This is a genomic window from Anaplasma capra (assembly GCF_025628805.1).
Lineage (GTDB): Bacteria > Pseudomonadota > Alphaproteobacteria > Rickettsiales > Anaplasmataceae > Anaplasma > Anaplasma capra.
On sequence record NZ_JAOTBG010000007.1, the window covers coordinates 77830 to 97113 of the forward strand.

General features: G+C 49.8%; 7 protein-coding genes. 1 reads left to right on the forward strand and 6 read right to left on the reverse strand.

Translation table 11 applies throughout. From position 1 onward, the window contains the following. Positions 1–20: 20 nt before the first annotated feature. Positions 21–3581 (reverse strand): hypothetical protein, encoded by a 3561-nt coding sequence (locus tag OC187_RS02725; RefSeq protein WP_263008571.1) that lies wholly within the window; start codon positions 3579–3581, stop codon positions 21–23. 311 nt (positions 3582–3892) lie between these two features. On the opposite strand from OC187_RS02725, the gene OC187_RS02730 reads away from it, so the two are divergent. Then, complete coding sequence (locus tag OC187_RS02730; RefSeq protein WP_262997773.1) at positions 3893–4396, forward strand: demethoxyubiquinone hydroxylase family protein; 504 nt, start codon at positions 3893–3895, stop codon at positions 4394–4396. Positions 4397–4882: 486 nt separating this feature from the next. Here the strand turns inward: OC187_RS02730 and OC187_RS02735 are convergent, their stop codons facing one another. The 5 genes from OC187_RS02735 to OC187_RS02755 form a co-directional block, all read right to left on the reverse strand. Continuing rightward, entirely contained in the window at positions 4883–7435 is a 2553-nt protein-coding gene (locus OC187_RS02735; RefSeq protein ID WP_263008572.1) for a hypothetical protein, read from the reverse strand. Positions 7436–7767: 332 nt separating this feature from the next. Further along, positions 7768–12348 carry a hypothetical protein gene (locus OC187_RS02740; protein ID WP_263008573.1) on the reverse strand — a complete coding sequence of 1527 codons (4581 nt, stop codon included), beginning with the start codon at positions 12346–12348 and terminating at the stop codon, positions 7768–7770. Between the two features lie 867 nt (positions 12349–13215). Next, complete coding sequence (locus tag OC187_RS02745) at positions 13216–13659, reverse strand: hypothetical protein (RefSeq protein WP_263008574.1); 444 nt, start codon at positions 13657–13659, stop codon at positions 13216–13218. 69 nt (positions 13660–13728) lie between these two features. Next, entirely contained in the window at positions 13729–17574 is a 3846-nt protein-coding gene (locus OC187_RS02750; protein ID WP_263008575.1) for a hypothetical protein, read from the reverse strand. Between the two features lie 655 nt (positions 17575–18229). Further along, positions 18230–19284: hypothetical protein (locus OC187_RS02755; protein ID WP_263008576.1), on the reverse strand; the 1055-nt coding region annotated here is incomplete at its 5' end.

The following is a 19284-nucleotide window of genomic DNA, read 5'->3' on the forward strand; positions in this document are numbered from 1 at the left end:
GGATCGGGATGATGGGCCCTCTACCTTCCGGGTGGCGGTGTATATCCTGGGTTTTTGTGTGAGCCCGCTAGTATACTTGCGGCGCCGGGTGTGCGTGGGTCGTCGAGTATGGTGCCCGGGAGGTGTGCTGTAGCTGGTGGCATCGTGCTGCACCCTGGGGTGGTGCCCTCGCGCGGCGCCTGGGGGGTTGCGCTTGTGCCTGCGGTGTCTCTTGCGTCGCCTGGCTCCGCGTGGGTGCATCTTGTCGGTGGGGTTTGCCCTTGTGTGCTTGTTCCTTGTAGCTCTGGTCCAGCGTCCTGTGTGCGTACTGTGGTTTCGTGCTCTTCTCCTTGGGGGGGCGGCGGACCTGGCGGGTCGCTTCTCCTTCCTGTGAACATTCTCGCAGCGGTGTGCACCAGCCGGGTTATAAACGATGTTATTGCTCTGAGCATCCTCCGCAAAAGCTCCCATGGCCGCCTGTACCACGGTGTGCTCTCGCTGGAGTCCGTGCCTGTTGTACGAGCCTGAGAGGAGGGGTGGTTTCCCTCATGAGAGGGACCCATGTGTACTACGCTGCCTGGTAAGAGGACTGGTGCCGCGTCTGTATTCCACGGTGTGGTGCTGCACTCCTCTGTTCTCCTGCGCCACTCCTGCTCAAGTGCTTTCTCTCTCTCCGTAGGGTGGCTCATGCAGTCTCCGTGCATGTGCTCAAGTCTGTGTGAGATCAGTGTGCATGGCTTGCTGAGCTTCTCTAGCAGCCGTTCTACTCCCAGCTCCAGGTCTTCTAGATTACGCACGATCACAATACCGTCGCTGGGCAGGGTGCCCGGTATACTCGTAGTTTCTGGTTGCATATGTGAATCAATCAGCATCTGCATTGGAGGCAAAGTTACATCTTCTCCAGGTAATACCACGCACAGGCGCGCGTTTTTGTACAATATTGAGTTATTCTCAGGAGAGAAGTGCAGTTCATAACTTACGCTCGCCCTTGCTACTCCCCATATCCAGTGAATCATCGGGGCCAGCATGAGAACATCTACCCTGTTGCTGTTGGTGCAGTGAATATACGTGTCTGTTCTCCAATCTAAACCTTCTTTACGTGAGTTGTATAACAAGTGAGGTTCAAGAAGCCACATTGAAACGATGCTTAGGTCTATTATAGGCAAGCTGTACACCCCGCCCTGGTGCATGGAAGAGATCATTTCCTCTAAAAGCGCTGGGTGCGGCATGGCATACTTTGCGCCATCGGGGCCTTGTAGCGTGTGCTCAAACATGGTTTTGAGTACGGAAAATGCCCTGGTTCTTTCCTTTGTGTCGTGGGATGCAACGTATCCCTTTGTTTCCATCATACTGTATAGTGCCGACTGTGCCTCGTCCGCACTGCTATGATTTCTTTCGAGCGCGGCATTCAGCACTGCTCGTTTTTCTGTGTCGAAAAAATATGCGCCATTCAGTGTGATGCTGGATCTTGCTATATCTCTGAGGAACGATGAAGCGGATTCTGACGGAGCAGACTCAGATCCCCTTCTTATTGCAGAGCTCACGCTAAGTTCGGATAAGTGGAACAAAAGCATCTCAGCTGCCAACTTCCTTGCCTTTATTTTATCGTGTCTAGAAGGTGGATTAGTATTCCACGCTGCGTTACCGTAAAATACAAAAGGCCCCGTGTCTGAGCGTACTTGCTCATCGGATAAATCCATGTAGGTATGCCATCTAACGCCGTGCATATGGTACGGGCTGTAATGGGGCTGCTCTGAATCGTAGCTGCTGTGCCTGTGTGGCGCTCCTGCTACCGTAATCGCTGCTGCAGGGGGAGACTCATCGTCGGCCGTTGAGAAGGTGTCGCTACCATCTGTGGCATAATGTTCTGCACTTAACAAGCTATCGCTTTGATATTGCAGGCTGTCTGCACCAAACTGAAGGGCCGCAGTTTGCTCAGACTCATCACTACCCTGTCCGCTACTAGATGATATCGCATCTATATTATCTGGTGAGCCACTGGGTGCACGTACAGGGCTTTCTGCGACAATGGTATGAGGAGTAGCACCCTCTGCTTCCACGGACAATGTCGATCCCCGAGGTGTTGATGCTCCGTTATGTTGGCTACTACCACTTATTGTTATAGATTGCGCTTCAGCGGGGATTGATGGGCTTTTGCTAAACCAATTTATGATGGCCTCCTCCTCTTCTTGTGTCTTGCCCACATCTGGCGCGAATGCGTGACAAATAATACCATTGAGTACGTAACGTCCGTCATCCAACTTTTTCGGCGCGGAATTCTCCGTAACATCTTTGCTTGCTGTGACGCGCAGTGACTCAAATGCAAAGAGGGAGCCGGGCTTACTTGGGCTTATTGCTTTGCACACAATCCTTTCTGGTGCCTTGCGCTTCTGGTGCACTGAAGACTCTGGCGGGCGACTATTACCTGTTATTGCGGTTGCAAAGGCATTTCTTATGATATGCACACCGCGCATAATTTTCGTCATACTGCCTTCAGCTTGGTACGCGGCGCTGGTTTCTATGGCGAGGTTGCGACCTATTTCTCCTACATCTTCTTCTGTGACCAGGCTCCAGTCTTCGCTGCCTGCACTTCCTTTAGCCTCACCTGTAGTTTGGCTCTGGTCTCCTTTCCCTTTAGTTTCCCTATCAGCGGCATTTTGGCCCTTACTGTCTCGCTCATTATTTTGCTTTTCTCTAGAGAGCATAATGACTGCCTCTCTAATCCGACTGAATGGCACTTCGAAGCTGGGATACTGCAATACCATAACGTTCGTATATGTAGGCTCTCGCATGTTGTCCTGTGCTTGCGTTTCGGGCATTACTATGATCTCAGCACGTGCCACAGGGGAGTAGTGTACTGCGTCATTTTCTACAGAGATGGTAATCTCCGCTAGAATGTTTACTACGCCCAGTTCTGGTTGCTCTTCTTGCGGTTCTGGGCAGGATGTTATCAGTGGGTAAGAAGCGTTATACTCGAATAGTACTTTGTCGTACGCAAGCTTGTGCATTATGGTATGTCTAGATATCTTGGCGCTTGTAAATCCGAGGCCGAGACTCCGCGCGATATTAATTGCGGCGCAGTCATAGGCTCCGGTAAAGCACTCTGCGTTGCATGCTGTGACGATTTCAAATATCAGCGCAGGGTGTATTGATGGTTCGTGGATTTCTCTTAAATCCTCAGTAATTCTGCGCAGGATTTCCTCTTCTCCCGCTTCTGGATCTTGTGCCCGGAGAAACAGATGGTGCATTATGTGAAACCCGGCTGCTGAGTTTCGCATGTATCTGTTGTACAAATGGCTAGGCACGCCCAGCGCGTCTAGCTGAGCAACTTGTATCCCTTCTTTTGTGATTTTTGTTAGAATGCTTGCTACTTGATCTGCTGATATATCGGGAACCTTATACCCGGCTACTGTGTCAAACGACCTTCTGTTTATGCCAGTAATAAACTCCCTTCCAGAAAGGGCTGACCTATACTTGGGAGATATGGCAGATAAGTCTGATATAGAAGCTCTGGACAGATACGGATCTGCTGCGCGCCCAAACACTTCTGCGCATTCGGACCACGGCGCTAACCTTCTGGAGCGTGATTCTACAACTGGCATGTTCCCACCTTAGGTAAAAAGAACTAAGGTAACAACACACCCAGGCCGAAATGGTAGCACAGTTCCAGGAAAAAAGGAATACAAACACAATTGGGGGAGAGGCTATTTTCGTATAGCCGCGGGGTATTAATACCTTGTTAGTTTCCAAACTTCCAGATCCATGCGTATCGGGTGGCCCAATAAGCAGGAACAACGCTATTTGTGGGTGTGTTCCCACTTCGTATGTGTGTGAGCAACTGGCGTCTGGTTTTAAGTGGTTTTTTACGAGGGTGATGTGTTACAATACCTCGTTTTGATGGTAAGGTTCTGCAATGCGATGCAAGTCCGTTGAGAGCATGATACGGGTTGATCACGCAGGTGAGTACGCTGCGGTATGCATATACCACGGGCAGAGCCTGGTGTTTTCCGATTCTGAAGAGATTAAAGAGATGCAGGAGCATGAAAGGGTGCACTTCAGATACTTTGACGATCTTATGCGTCAGCGGAGAGTGCGCCCCACGCTGTTTTTGCCCATATGGCACGTAGCTGCTGTTGCTCTTGGTTATGCAACTGCTATGATGGGTAAGAAAGCAGCCATGGCCTGTACGGCTGCAGTTGAGGAAGTCATTTGCGACCATTACAATGATCAGGTAGAGCAGCTGGATGATAGCGAGCGCGATCTTAATGATAACATACTGCAGTTTTGTGCAGAGGAGCGCGAGCATATGGAAGCTGCCATAAACTATGGTGCGGAGGAGGCTCCAGGATACGGGCTGCTGTCTTCCGCAATAAAGGCGGCCTGTAGGACCGGGATTGCGATTTCTAAGGTTCTATAGTAGCTGTGTTCAGGTTACTTAATTTGCAGCAAGAGTTGGTATTCGTAGTGGTGCACGGGCTCCGTGTATGGAGACCGTGTGTTGCCGTTTTGATGGCAGCTCCAGTGTTCCGGATTGCACTCGGTGAAGTGACCCAGAAGTTTACCGATTGCGTGGCCCTTGTGCACTAGGGACTAACCACTTTCCGCTATTTGTTGGGTAATCGCGGCATAATATGTTTCTGCCGTGATCTCATCAATATTCTGTGCGGTTGCAGATGTCCTTCTTTTCGAGGAAATGCCCCAATAAGTTTGTGCGTCCCTATTGTTTTACGTGGGATTTAGTAGAGCATGTGTTTGCAGGAACTTTCGATGTGCTTTGGTGGCCATGGTTTGGTGCTAGCCTTCTCAGGGATTGGAATCATTATTGCAGTGGGGCCGGAATTTGCCGGTTTAGGTGAGGGTGCGGAGAACAACTCCCCGCGCCTCTGTTGATAGTTGCACGTTGCTACACTGGATACATTATGCTCTGGTTCAGGTACGACGACAATGCGCTGGCATTGGGATCGGTTAAGATAGTTGAAGGGCTGCCCCTGTCTGTGGAGAGTTGTTGATCTTCTTGCTCTGAATCGTCTTGTGAGAGAGTGGCGTCGCCTGTCGCGGTGTTTTCCTGCATTGTCTGGTCAGGACTCGCAGTATGCTGCTGTGTATCTTGTGAGACCAAGACGTCAGGTGATGCCTCAGTACTTTCTGTGCTTTGTGCCTGCTCCTGCGAACCTGACGTTGTAAGCGTCGCGCTAGGTTCTGTTTTTGTAAGATTTTCAGCACGTGTAGTAAGCCAAGCTTTGATCTTCTGGAAAAACCCCGGTTTAGTACCGGTGTTATCTTTCCCTTCTCCTCTTTGTTTTACCGATTTTTGCACAGAACCCTTGTGTTGTGCGTTGATTTCGTCGGTCTTACTTTCTGAATTATTTTCTGAAGTTTGGGTAGAGGGCTCAGTGCTGCATAAAGACAGTAGGCGCAATATTAATTCCAAAAAACGCTGGAATATCTTCAGTATTGTCAGCACGAAAGATTTTAGATACCAAACTATCGTTTTCTGCTGTGGCTGTTCCCGTTTTTTGTCCTGCGGTTCTGGTTTCCTATGATGTTGCCGGACTTCACGCAATCCGCTGCTACTTGCATCAGCGTTGGGTAATTTTCCAAATGTATTGCCCGGATACGGCACTTTGGGAACACCATATGCTGTAGTGGTCTTTTGTCGCTGCTTGTGTGATTTCACAAACTGTGTAATGTGAGATTCAAACGATTCCCCATTAGTCTGTGTGTCGCTCACTGCAGCGTGTTTCACTATGTTATTTGCCCAAGAACGCCGCTTTTCTGCTGACTTATCTTCCAATGCTGTCTCTCCATAGCGCTTGGCTTCCTGGTACTCCAACACATCATGTCCATCTGCTAGCACCTTGGGTTCGTGGTCCTCACTCGGTTTTTTATGGTGCGCACCGTCTTCAAACTTTGTGGTAGAACCCTCCTCTGGAGCCTGCTGCGTCTGTGCCGCGTATTTGTGCCTGGGTTCTCTATCCATCCGGGTAACGGCGCTCTCGGCCTGGCGCTCTGCAGCGCCCCTCGTGTATTGTTGCTTGGGTGCGCTGACCTTAGGATAGGGGCTGACTATTATGCGGTGATCCACTGCCTGCTGCCAGTAGTACGGCAGGGCATCTTTCATGTAAACGTGCTCAAGATTTGGTACGGCAAATGTGGTGAAGTCTGTTGTGCGATAATGCGCCCACGCGCAGTTGTGCAACTCGAACCCCATGCGTACATGCCTGATTCCCAGCTTTGCCCTGTCTATGCGTATACGACACTCTTTTTCCGCGCCCATTTCACTCTTCGTTACTGTGTAGGACAGCGATGCGTGAAAATCATGCGATGTTAAGGGCATATGTATCACGCAGTGCTCGATTACCCTATACTGCTCTGCATCGTCGGTTCTCGCGGGCACCTTAAGCGATATCTTTTGAAAGTGTGATACTGTAGTAATACCGCGATCCCCACTACCCAAGTCTGCAACTGCACGGACTAGCGAGTGCAGTACATTGCTGTCATCGCGTGCGTTTGCGAAAATCTGCTGACAGCTTGTCTGTGTACCACTTAGGCACTCCACATCTTTGAGCTTAATCCTCACGCGTTCGCCTTCCAGTGCTGTTAGTCTTGTTTCATTGGCCCTTTTGTGCACCTCCTGGTAGTCACTAAGTTGCTGTAGTTTTTGTTTGTACGTAAGGCCGACGGACAGTGCACTATCTAATGCCGGGTTCACATATTCTGTTACGCCATGTAGCCCGCTTACTGCTTTTGCTATCCCAGTCATGCTTGCATTTCCAATGAGTTCTAGCTCGCGTGATAAAAAAATGCGCTTGTATCCCGATTTTGCACTCCACGTGCAAACAGGTGCATCATTGCTTGATTTTGCAATTTTAAATTGCAGATTAAGGAGCTCTACGTGTGGTTCACTATAGATTTCGTTTTTCACCGAGCGGATGTCATAGTATACCGTCATCACCACATCCTGCGGGGTATGAACATTGCTGCCATCTTTCACTGAAAATTGTATGACTTCTTCACAGTGAATGCCGCATACCTCGGCCTCAGGTTCTGCAGGTTTACTTATAGTCCACCACCGCGACTTTTGTTGGTAACCAGGCGGTACTGTGGAAATTTGCGAGGTGGTAATATGGCTGCATGTAACTGATATTTGCGGGTCAGGTGGATATTCGATACATGCTTGCAGTATTTTGTGGAGAGTTATACGTTCCGCTGGGGGGGTGCAGCAGAACGAGACCCAGGCCGTAACAACGTTCTTAGGAACTTCGGCTAACTTACTTCCCGTCGTGTCGATGAAACGACGCACCAGGTTGTTAATGCCCAGTGCTTCCACGCCGCGTACTTCTGCAGTTCTGTATATGCCCATTCCTACAGCTGCTGTAACGGCGCCTTTTATTCCGGTTGGATGTTGTGTTGCAAAAAGCCTATCTTCCGCGCCGAACAGAAGCTTTTTCTCCACGCTGTTGCTCAACGTATCGCGCAAGGACAATGTGTTGGAGGGCACCACGTGCATTTATTTGTCTGGGCTAGAGCATGAAGTGGCACTCTAGCAGAGGGCACGTAGGTGGTAAAGAAAGGTTGTTTTTAACTGGATACCAAAAATAAGCGTGGCAATACAATCTTAATGTGTGGTTGTATGCTTTGTGTGGCCAGTGAAAGTTGTATCGCAGCCGCTGCTTGTGTGGGAGGAGAGTTGCGTTATGAGCATAAGTCCCGGGTTATTTATGTGCTGCGTGCAAGCGCAGCGATAACACGCGGTAGCCTCAGAGGTATAAAGGTATGCAGACCCCGTTATGCTCCCATATCTCTATCTGGTCCGCTAATTAATGAATTAGTAGTTGCGTCCTCTACTGTTGTGGCCGGATGTTTTTTACTGCCACCTGCATAGGTTAGTTTTGTCGGATCCTCACCTTTGGCAGGCGATGCTGCGCTAGCGGGGAAAGGTTTTGGATTGCTGGTGATGGCTGTGCCATTAACCCCTGGTCTCAATTCTCCATTCCCCTTGGTTGGGGTACTGCGTTCATGTATGGGTGGCCCACCACGCTCATATGGTGGTGCACTCCGTGAAGAATCGCACCTTTCCACGCCCTCTGATGGGATTTGCGATGGCTGACGACTAAATAATTTGCGTATGCATGCACAAATTCTTGCCATGCATGCACAAATCCACCTCCAGATTCGAATGAAGAATGAACTCTGAGAGCGCCCCTGTGAGCTGAGATCCTCTACCTGTATTGGTTCTTTCACTATGTCTTGATGTACTGCCTGGTCATAATCATGACCTTGTGCCTGACTATGCTCGGTTTTAGGTGACTGAGCAAAGGTTACCTCGCTGCGGGCCCATTCCGTGTCATGTTGTTGTGCCTCAGCTTTGCTAGAGGTTTCCGCTGTGCTTTGCGTTGATCCGGATGGCAAAACATCAGTATCTCTAACTGTTTCCTCTTGTCCAACTACTGGGGTGGTTCCAGCACTGTCATCCACTGTAGATGCACTCAAGTATGCTGCTATATCTGATGACAAATCACGCATCTGCGCTCCGCCCGCACACTCCTCCTGTTCCGCTGAGATATGCTCTTCATCAACGCTTTCTTCCGACTCGGAATCCTGTGCTGTTTTAGTCAATTCATCGCTGGGTGCAGGTATATCCTCATCAGCTTCTTCATGCTCGGACTCAAGGTCACTGTCGTCAAGGTCGCCGTCTTCTTCATGGCGCATACGCTCAGATCGCAGTATTGTTACCGGTGCGCCACTCGTACTGGGGCTTGCCGTGTGACCGCTAACACCACTTGCTTCTGATTTTCCATCCTGCTGGGTTGTTATATCTTGCAATTTTCGTACGAATTGTCCGCTATGGCCGACCTCTGGGGAAGATTGTTGGCCCACGCCCATGTTCGGCACCTCAACGATTGCTCTAAGCCGCGCAAACCCCTCACTCCGCACTTTTGTTTCTCCCAAGACAGCACCATCGGGCCCGCATACTTTTACGGCTACCGAAGGATTACACATGGAGAAAAAGCTCTTGGTGCCGCTGGTACCGCGGTGTCGCAAGTCGTATGATATGGTTGCTGTGAAATCAAGGGTCAGTGCATTTTCCACGCCACTTTCTGCACTGAATGATAATTCATGTGTTACGGCCATTCCTCTGCCGGGACGCTGGATTTCGCGTGCAAATACTGAGGTTTCTGGATTTTTTCCAGAACCTCTATCGTTTATCCTACGCACACCCAATGCTGAGCAGAAGAACTCGATAAACCCGTCATGATCGACACGTGACAATATGCCGGCAAGCTCGCTATACGCTGCTTTCCTTGTTTCCGGTGTTGTTAGGTTGCCGTCGGTGCGTCCTGGGATGCAATCTTCCGTAAGTGAGCTAAAATCTGCGGTGCGAGGGGAAATATACTCGCTCTTCACAAGATCGCCGACCCCATAAAGTCCAATGAACTCCATAACACAAGCTTGCATTTTTTCTGATACCGAAAGTGCGGAGTTCCGGGACGTTCCTCCCATGCCCTGTATGAGATATCTGTATCCATCGAAGTTGTGCTGGGTTGACTGCATAACTGCTAGCGCATCTACGGTTTTAGGCACAAGATTGCCTGGTATATCCACTATTGTGAAGTCGTTCTGCTCCAGCCCCTGGCGGGAGGCGTACTCCTCCGCGTTGTGCAACACTAGGTCATCACACAGTCGGGCTGCAGCGATTGGGTTTTCGACTTGCAGCCGTCTAATTCCATTGTCCTGCTGGGTCATGCACACATCGTAGCAGACCACCAAATGCACGTTTTCTGTGTCCCACCACGTCATTGGTGCCAACAGAGCGTGCTGTACAACACGCACTTTGTCCTGCGGTCTACCGTCTTCACCGGTGCACTGTTCGAAGTGCAAAAATACTTTTCTGTCTACAACTGCCACTGCATCCGGGGATTGTGTGCGATCCCGAAGATGTCCGTCGATCAAAGATTCTGCGAAGCTGTCATGTGGAAAATTACTGCACAAGTTTATTGTGGTCTCAAATAGTGCAGTATGTGCCTGGTAGCCAGTTTGCTCCACCCACGTCTCCAGCAGCTCTATGAGTGCAAGCCTTGTTCGCGCTGCTGCACACAGGGCACTTATGCGGCGAGGGGTGAATTTTACAGGGCCTCCCGCCTTTGCCCTGCTGCCAACGCGCCGTTTTTGGGTTTGGTGGGGTGGCACTGCAACGCATACCGCGTTGTTGTTGAGCAATGCTGATAGCGTGCTCACTGCGTTCTTAGCACGTTCTACCGTTTCGGGTATGGAATGGCCGATAATACTGAATTCTTGTTCTGTTTCTATGCTTGGTGTTTTGGAGAAATACTCTGTCAAGCGCCTGCCCAACCTCTCTTCCTGATCTACCTCTATCTCTTCTACGGATCCTGAATCGGCGTCACCCCCCCTATATTGCGAGGAAAACAAAGCACCATCCTTAGCGGTGTCTATCTTCTTAATTTCTTCCTTGAATTTGCTGCATACTATCTCAACGTCCTGACACTTAATGTCATACAATGCCCGGAAACTGCCGGAAGCAATGCTGCTGTTGCCTACCTTTAAACACTCGTTCAGATCAAACTGTGGGTTCACAAACCTCATACCCAGCTTTGCCGCTTGTCCAAGATGTGCAGTTTTTCCCAGTTCGGCTGACCAGTTATATCCATGCACGTGATACGATACAAAAGCATGTACCTTTAGGTTGTTTCCATTGCCTTTTGAATCTGCAGGACCGAGAATAAAATGTTCCTCAATTCGGTGCTGAGAGCCGTTATGCTCCTTCGCAATGCCCTGGCCGGATACAAGCCCCCTATGGGCGATGATATGTCTTTCCACTTTTAGGGGAGGTGTGGCAGTACTGCCGCCGGCTCCGCTATATACGGCCCGGTTTACTAGGTATTCTAGCATGTCACGCAGTACACCCTTGCTCGTTACAAGCTGCCTATTTTTTTTTCTGCGTTTATGCTGGGTGCGGTAACTCTCAATGTTATTCTTTAGCGTATCTTCTGAGACTGTGCACCACTGGTCTTGCTGGCTGGCACTGTACTGTACGGGTTTCTGTGCGGTTGTAGGCGTAGACTCATACCCATGGCGTCCCTTTTCTTCTATGGCATCGCGCCACACAATATCTGTATTTAGTTGCACATCTTTGCCGATGTTCAAGCTACTTCTCCACGTGTCTATTACACTATCACCGTGCAAAAACGCTGAGTTTTGTGCTTCCGGAGCAGTCCTAGTGTAGAGTTGTATGTCCTTTATTCTGGTACTGCTGCTGCCTTTCTGGGGCTGCGTATGCACAATGTTGTAGGTGAGCACAACGTGCATGTTGTCCTCTTTTCCTCTAGCTGCAGGTTTCTTCAGGACTGCACGCTTCTCCACGCTGAGATTCTGCTCTCTGCTTTTTCGAAAGCGGAGTGTACTCGTCTGGGTTGTGGAACTACGCTGGAGAAGAGTGTTGTGTGTTATAGTGATTTTGTCTGCGTCTTCAATTCCAAGAGCGGGGCAGACAAACATCTTGAATATGTTTGGGGTGTATTCTTCTGAATCTACGGTGCTATCGAAGACTTCAATGATAAACTTGTCGCTACTCAGGAGTCTGTCCGGAGCTTTCTTTACATCACATGGTACGCTCAATGGCTCACTGGAAAACGGCTCCAGGGAGATTGTTTGTTTGGAACTATTGTTATACTTGCAGCTGTGTCCTGCTTGGTTGTCCGTCAGCTTGTCGTTAGTTACCTTGATGTCTACTCCACGTATGTCCATTTGCACTGAATCGCCAATGGCGGGTTTTTGCTTGCTTTTACTTATGGTGCACTTGGTCTCTGCTGTGAATTGACCCAGGTTTTTACCTGTCGTTCTGCTGACAACTGAAAAGTTTATCGTTTCCGTGACATCGAAAACTGTTTTCTTTCTTACTTTACCATCCTCGCGCGCCGAAACCTTAAAAAGCGAGTTCGGTGAAATTTCAAGTACTGCGTCACTTCCCAGCGTACTGGGGTCAAAGCATTCGGATAGGAATTTGGTAAGCTCTTGGCGGCAATCCGGGGTTACCTCGGCGATCCTGACAAACACACGCCAGACTTCCATAGGAATACAGGAGTACTGCGGCCCCAATAACTTTGACAGTTCTACGAACTTGCTAGACAGCCATTCTTCGTTGACGTTTTCCAGATTATCGAAGTCTATAGGCTCGATATGCACGTCCGGGCTTGACCTTCGCGCACAGTCATACATGTGCTTCAGCACCCCTAAGGCCAGTGCGTGTTCTTTCCCTTTGCTATTCCCCCTATATAGACACTCAGGCGTCGCCAAGAGTGACTTACCCACCCCACTAGGGGATTTCGATAACGATGGTGGTACTGACATATCTAAGTTGCTGATTGCTAATTCATCGATCTGTCCCAGCGTTGTATCTGCTGTGAAAACGCTGAGCGCGTGAGAAAGCGGTCAGAGCCGTGTGTAACGCTGTACAAACGCAACCGCACGGCAAGCTGGTAGGTGCAAAACACCACGGTACTGGCCCATAGTGTACCATTTATTTGGCAAAAGTGCAATACTACGGATAACCTAGCGTGTGATCTGTCCTAGGGTTTTCGAGATTGTGACCATGGTGCGTGTGTTCTTAGTAAATTAGTAACAGCAACACGTTGTAGGCCCTGTACGTATTTAGGGGGCAGGAGGCGCCTAGTTGTGGAAACCTGCCCAGAGTCATCCGCCGAACGAGCGCGGAGTGCGCACAGGAAGACCCGGATATGGAAAACTCTGTAAGAACCCCAAGTGTCTGGGTTTTGTCCCACATATTGCGCCCATAAGCCTACGGGGTAAATTACAAACTCCACCCCGCTTGTAACAACGCGCCCCCAACACTGTGTAAACAGACCGCGCACTCTATGGAAGCACCAGTATTTTTCGATTATTACCCAACTTCTAAGCGCTAACCGCCACGGATTGTGCACCTTGAAATTGCACTTGCTGTGGCTCCACCGCTACACCGCTCTGTAGAGCCGTGGACGGGGACTGCCCGCTGCCGTCGCCCAAAACACCGGCGGACCAGCTGTCTGCGCCGTCCGCACCGCCTTCGGGCATACACAAACCTTCACCTTCACCGTTTTCGCAAGAGTCGCTAGGGCCCCTTCGCTCAGCGCGCCATGCACATCCGCGGTTCCATCTGCGCCGGAATGCGTGCTTGATCCGCGTACCTGTCCTTCAGATTTGCCGGCAGTACCGCGCGTGTCATCCACTTGTTTCCGCTTGAAGAGACTGCAAAGTGCATTCCATATCTTGAGCACGAATGCTGTGATCCAGGTAATGACTGCCACGAACAACGCCACAATTCCCCGCAACAGATTGTACAGGAGTACGAACGGCAGTAGTAACGGGTGTGTTTTTTTTTTGCGAATCACTACCCACAGGCTCTGCGGCCGGCGTTACTCCTCTGGTCTTGTCTTCCCCTCTGGCACTGGTTTTCCCGTACCCTTCCGCTGCGGTGTCCGCAACGATTTCATGTTGTCCCACTGGCATTGATGCGGCGCCGCCCTCTGCATAGAGGCTATCACGGCCACCTTCTTCAGCCTCACGGGCCCTGTCGGCTTCACTAGACCCAGCACTGGCTCCGCCATCATCTGCCCAACTACTAAGTCCTTCCAAAGTTTGGCTAGCTCCTTGTGTCGCGTCCATAACAAGCCCCCCGGGATAAATTACAACTTTACCCCGCTTGTAACATATTTTTTAGTTGTTGTCCAACTTCTAAGCGTGCATCATGGATCGCATATATTGACTCAATTGCATTCTCTGTAGTTCCGGAGTTGCTGTACTGTCCTGCAGAACCGTGGACGGACTTTGCTCGCTGTGATTGTGAGTGGAAGCACCATGCAACTTGCTGTCTGTGCTGCTGTCCACATTGTTTCCGGACAGATACGAACCCTCATCTTCACTGTTTTTGCGAGAGTGATGAGCCTTGTTGCTCAGTATATCGTACTCACTCGCGATTTCATATCCGCCGGAATGCGTGCTTGATCTACGCACCCGTTCCTCAGATTCGATGGCAGCACCGCGTGTGTCATCCACTTGTTTCCGCGTGCGGATACTGCAACATGCATCCCACGCCTTGAGCACGAATGCTGTGATCCAGGCAACGACTGCCATGAACCACGCCACAACTCTCCAAAATATACGAACAAGCCAGAGCTGTTGTTTTTCTGTGAGCTCATCACCATCAGGCTCTGCGGTCGGCGTTACTTCTCTGGTCTCGTCTTCCTCTCCTGCGCCAGTTTCTCCGTACCCTTTTGCTGTGGTATCCGCAACGCTTTCACGTCGTGCTACTGGTGTTAGTGTGGTGCTATCCTCTGTGTCATGATGTGTGACACCGACCCAGCCTTGTTTGGTAATATCCTGTTTGGTGCCGGTATCTGTGTATTTGGGGCCATCTTCTGTCGTGGGTTCCATAGCCTTAAATTCCTCAGTGGTTCCCGTAACAGTTACTGGCGCTGGATCGGCGCATGTATCCTCTGCATGGAGGCGTTCATAGCCACTTTCAGTTGCACGGGCCTTGCCTGCTGTGTCATGCTCCGTGCTGGCAGTTTCTATGGTCTTCTGTTGCTCCGCAGCCGGGCTTGCTGCCAGGTCTTCTTCGGCTTTGGATGCAGGGGTTGCATCTGCAGAAGCTGATTTTTCGGGTGTGCGTTCGGTAATGCTCATGACCACTGCTGGGTACTCCACCATCGTGTACTGTGAATCTTGCTCGATTTTACAGCCTGTCCTTAGGTTGCATATTATACGCTCATCACGATGAGTGAGTACATCGTATTCGGCACACAGGTGCAGTGGCAGTTTTGTACTTTTTGTTCCCTCTGTGATATTACAATCAAGATAGAGATATCTTTTGACTCTGTATCCTGCTGGTTGCCCGCGGATACGTAATACTGAGTGTGTATGGCTTTCCGAACTACTTGCTGTGGCGTTAAGGTGTTTGCACAGAAACAGTACGAGGTCATTTTCTTCACTAGGTCGTAAACAAGTTCCCCCGTTTTTAGTGAACTGCAGGCCTGCTTCGTATTTAAGGCCATATGGTAGGCGTGCAGCCCCAGTGCCTGACCCAATAACCCCCCCGTGCTCCAGTGTTGTAGTGTAGTTGTCATAGAATTCGCGAGCATCGTCCGATTCAAGAGCAAGCCGCATGTCCGAGTCTTTCACGAATAGTGCACGTATGCCACGCGCGTATACGTAGTGTGCGATTAGTGTTGCAAGGTAGACCTGTGTTATCTCGTTTATAGGTGGCCTACTGGGGGGAATGAAACTTTGTTCTTCTTTACCCCCATGAATTGCTATCCCCTTTGATAGAGAGCCGCGTGTCGGGGTCTGGTGTATCATTGTGTCTGTGCCTGGTTTGCTTGCATCTTCGACGTAAGCATCAAAGCCAGCTTGGCTAACTCGGAGGCACGCCTGTCCGTTTCCTTTTTGGTGAAACCCTACTGTGTAGCTTACGGAGATGTTTTGCAAACAAGTGTCTGTATCGGAAATTTTGTGCTCTAACACCAGATTTCTACAGACACCAATAACGGTGCTGATTGTTTTGTTGTACTGCCCATTGAATGTGATTCCCTTGAGCTGTAGCGTCTGTTCCTTGATACTTGACTGAATTCTGTGCGTAGCCCCATTACTGCAAATTACGGTAAATCCGGGTATTTTTTTATCAGCGCTACGCGCATTAATTTCAACTGTGGTGCCCAACAGTATGTCGTTTGTAATACTTGCATTCCAGCTTAGCAAGGAGCGAAGACTGCCAAGTGCGTCATCACTACTGATGTCGATATCTTTACTCGATATTTGCTGCCCATCTGCGTCTTGTACTTCAACCTTTATTACTTTGGATACTTTATTAGGCGTTGTTTCACTACCTGCATCGTCTAAGCCACTACCTTTGCCGTCCGAATCAGGGGCTGCTGGACGATGGCCTACGAAGTTCTGGAAAAATGTGTGCCAGGGGCCTGCCCCGTATGACACCTCTTCCACCACAAATTCGCCGACCTTTTCCCGCAACTGTTGCACGATCTCAGCGCTCAGTGGCTCAGCAGGACCAGCGCTATGGGGGGTGAGTGCACAGTGCAAATTACTCACAACTATGTACCAATCGCTGGGTGCAGCTGCGCTTTCACCTGCTACAGGGGTACCAGTTGAAGTTACATCACCTGCTACCGCACTTTCTTTTTGTTCGGTAGTAGCGGCAGTACTACCACCAGAATCTGGATCTGTGTGGGCTTGTGTGCCCGGCGTCTCCTCCTGAGGTTGGCCTGTTTCCGTGATTGGCTCTTTCTGCTCAGATGTACCAACCTTGGTTGCGCTTTCTTGAGGTGATTTGGCGCCTGCGGACCGGGCTTTTCTGCTGGCTGTGTTGGCATATACCTTGAATCGGTGTGACTGCGCACTTGTATCCCCATCAGATACGCATTTGGATAAAAAAGCGTCCAACCTGAAGTCCTTACGTACGAGACGCGTTCCTAGTGCGACTTCTGCAATCTTTGGCATGATAACATCACCAAAGTATGGGGGTTCGTTGCTCTGTATAAAGGCATGTACCATGGCGTGCGAAGCACCATGTATTGCGTACACTCGGTGTCCTTCCAGTGTTCCACTATCGCCGCTTGGAGTGCTATGGGCTCCGTCGAGACCATGCTGCATGACTGGGGTGTGCATGTGGCTTAGCTCCACTAGTTCTGTTAGCACGGGAGCCCTGTGCGTGTGTTTGTTGGACAGGGTATCGGCCGCGAAAAGCGTGATTTTTTCCAGCGGCCCAAAAGACATTTTTTCTGCATGCTCGTACTCCGTACTTTCGTACGTACGGGCATCTCTCAACAAACTCTTGTATGTGTTTTCGTCATCGATTCTTAGCGTCTCGGCTTTCCAAGGCGGTACCCTACTTGCTTCAGGTTGTTCTTCAGATTCTGCAAGTGCATTAAATCTGAGAATGTCATACGCACTTTCTCCTTGTGCTGTTCTACCACGCGCTGCGCTTGGTGGGTATGTACGACTAACGCCTTTTTTGGCGCACCTGACTTTTAGCTCTATGTCTCTAACATTGTACCCGGATTCTCCTCCTTGCGGTTCGTCCAGCGTATAGCAGAAGGTGGCGTAATAGGTACTATCAGCATAAGTGCTTTGTTGCGATGTGCCAACTTGCGCTATACAGTGCTTGTACACTTTTATGCTGTTCCCATAGCGCACAGAGTATCCTTCGTATGCCAGCGTATTCGGGGAGATGACGCTGACGTTCTTCTTGCCACGTACGCTACACAGTAGCTTATGCACCAGCCCTTCCCACTTGACCCTTCGATTGGTATTATCTACTTTGGCAAATATTTCTTGTACTGCACTTGACATATCGTCCTGCTGTTCAGCACTCACACCCGCGCTGTTACTGCTACCCGAGCGGCTGGTAGCTATATCACTACTCTCCTGTATTTCCTGTGTTGCTGTAGGCTCTAGCTGTTGTCCGGGTTGCTCTGCATCGCGTGTCTCTTCTTTTTTCTCATCATTGACAGTTGCAGAAGGTTGTGAGCTCGCTGCATTTTCGCAAGCGACTTGTGCTTGTGACATAATCTACCTTTCCCCCATTTTATAAGTTTCACTTTTTTAACTGTGCGGCCAGAGACGCATGCGTACCTCGAAAACACGGGACTTTGTGCTCTCAACTCCGACTTAATTCTTGTGCTGGACGGTCCATGCACCCTTCTAGCGAAACGGCACCAGCTTCGGGCCTGATGCTTTCGGATGCATGGACGCACGGTGTGTATCCGCAGGCACGCATGGTAGCACAGCGTATTTAGGACCTCAATTTTCGATTTTCTGCAGACTTTATTTTGTTGCAGTCGGTTTACCTTTTGCCCGATAGTTGCCGGCTATAATGGTATCAATATTGGGAGCTTGAACGTGCTTTTATCGGCCACTACTCGCTTTACACTTGTGAGAATCCACGTGTGTTACACTTGTGCTACCAACACCTGGGTGTTTGTGACCATGCTGATTTTTTTGGCTAACATCCGGAAAACGGCTCTTGCGCACTCACGTTAATGCTTGCGGATGAGTTGGGTATTGTGCGTATATGTGGATTAGCTTGAAGTTTAGATAATGTCTCTGGATGCTTCCCCGACGATGTTGCTTTGCAGAGAATCTTTCGTGTATTGGGTCGTAAACTCCCGCCCTTGGAAACGGGATACCTAGTGTTAAGTAGTAATTGCGGTTATCGGAAGGCTCACCTTCTCCTTCCAGGATGGTCCGGAGTACGTACCCCATCTATTGTACCATCACTAGCAATTTTAGAGGAAGGGCTGCCATGCGGATCTGTGCGGTGTTTTCTGTGTTTGTTGCTCTCATCTTCGATTTCTTCACTTGCTGGACTGTTGTGTGTCACAGCAGTTTTAGTCTTACCTGTGCCCTGTGTACGCTTCTCCGCTACTGAGGGCAATAATTCATCGTCGGGAAATTTGCTATCCTCCCGTGTTTCCTCTGCGGAATCACGAACATGGGTAGCAGCTGAAAGATCTTCTCCGAAGAGATGCTTGACAACTGTGCGGAAAACCCACGTGAAGAAGCCGAGAATCGCCCTAAATAGGCGTACGATCAAGGACCTTATACTTTCCGAGCCCTGCTTCTCGTAACTTGGCGTCATACGGAGCGCATCCTCTTTTTCTTTTGGTGCTTGTCCTTCGTGCTCCTCCTGACTCTTGTGGGTGCGACCCTCTTGCTTTTTCACAGCGTGATTTGCTGCAGCGGTTTCGGGATCCCTACCGTGCAGTTGTCTCGCAAAGCTTGCCTCTGCGATTCTATACTCTGCTTCTGCTGCTTGCCATGGTGTTTGGTCTTCAGAGACAACGTTATCGATCGGGAGTAAAGTGTATCCGGCTTGCGCATCTGGTGCTATGCGGAGCAAGGCTGATGTGATTGAATAGTTAGTTTGGTATACAGAGGCCTCCTTAGTAACACAGTAGCGAACTGAGACATAAAATTGCCCGCAAGCTTCTGCGCTTACCATAGCGCTTTTTGACACCACATACTTCTGGTTTTTTTGCTGGCCTACAAGAGAATCTACGCTACTTTCTATGTCACCTAAGATTGCAAAGTCTATTTCCTTGGTTGTATTGAGATGGGCTGTGCAGGCTTTTGCCATGTGTATAATGAGGTTTTCTGAGAAATTTGCGTCGCTGCCGCACCCATAGAAGGCTTTGTAGAGCAGATCATTATTCTTTAAGGCACCAAGGCGAACTTCCTTGACGAAGTTGAACATTCCATCTTGGGCAAACAATTGCG

Bases quoted from the DNA above. Each gene is read 5' to 3' on its own strand.
- OC187_RS02725 (WP_263008571.1), bottom strand. From the start codon at position 3,581: ATGCCAGTTGTAGAATCACGCTCCAGAAGGTTAGCGCCGTGGTCCGAA.
- OC187_RS02730 (WP_262997773.1), top strand. From the start codon at position 3,893: ATGCGATGCAAGTCCGTTGAGAGCATGATACGGGTTGATCACGCAGGT.
- OC187_RS02740 (WP_263008573.1), bottom strand. From the start codon at position 12,348: ATGTCAGTACCACCATCGTTATCGAAATCCCCTAGTGGGGTGGGTAAG.
- OC187_RS02745 (WP_263008574.1), bottom strand. From the start codon at position 13,659: ATGGACGCGACACAAGGAGCTAGCCAAACTTTGGAAGGACTTAGTAGT.
- OC187_RS02750 (WP_263008575.1), bottom strand. From the start codon at position 17,574: ATGTCACAAGCACAAGTCGCTTGCGAAAATGCAGCGAGCTCACAACCT.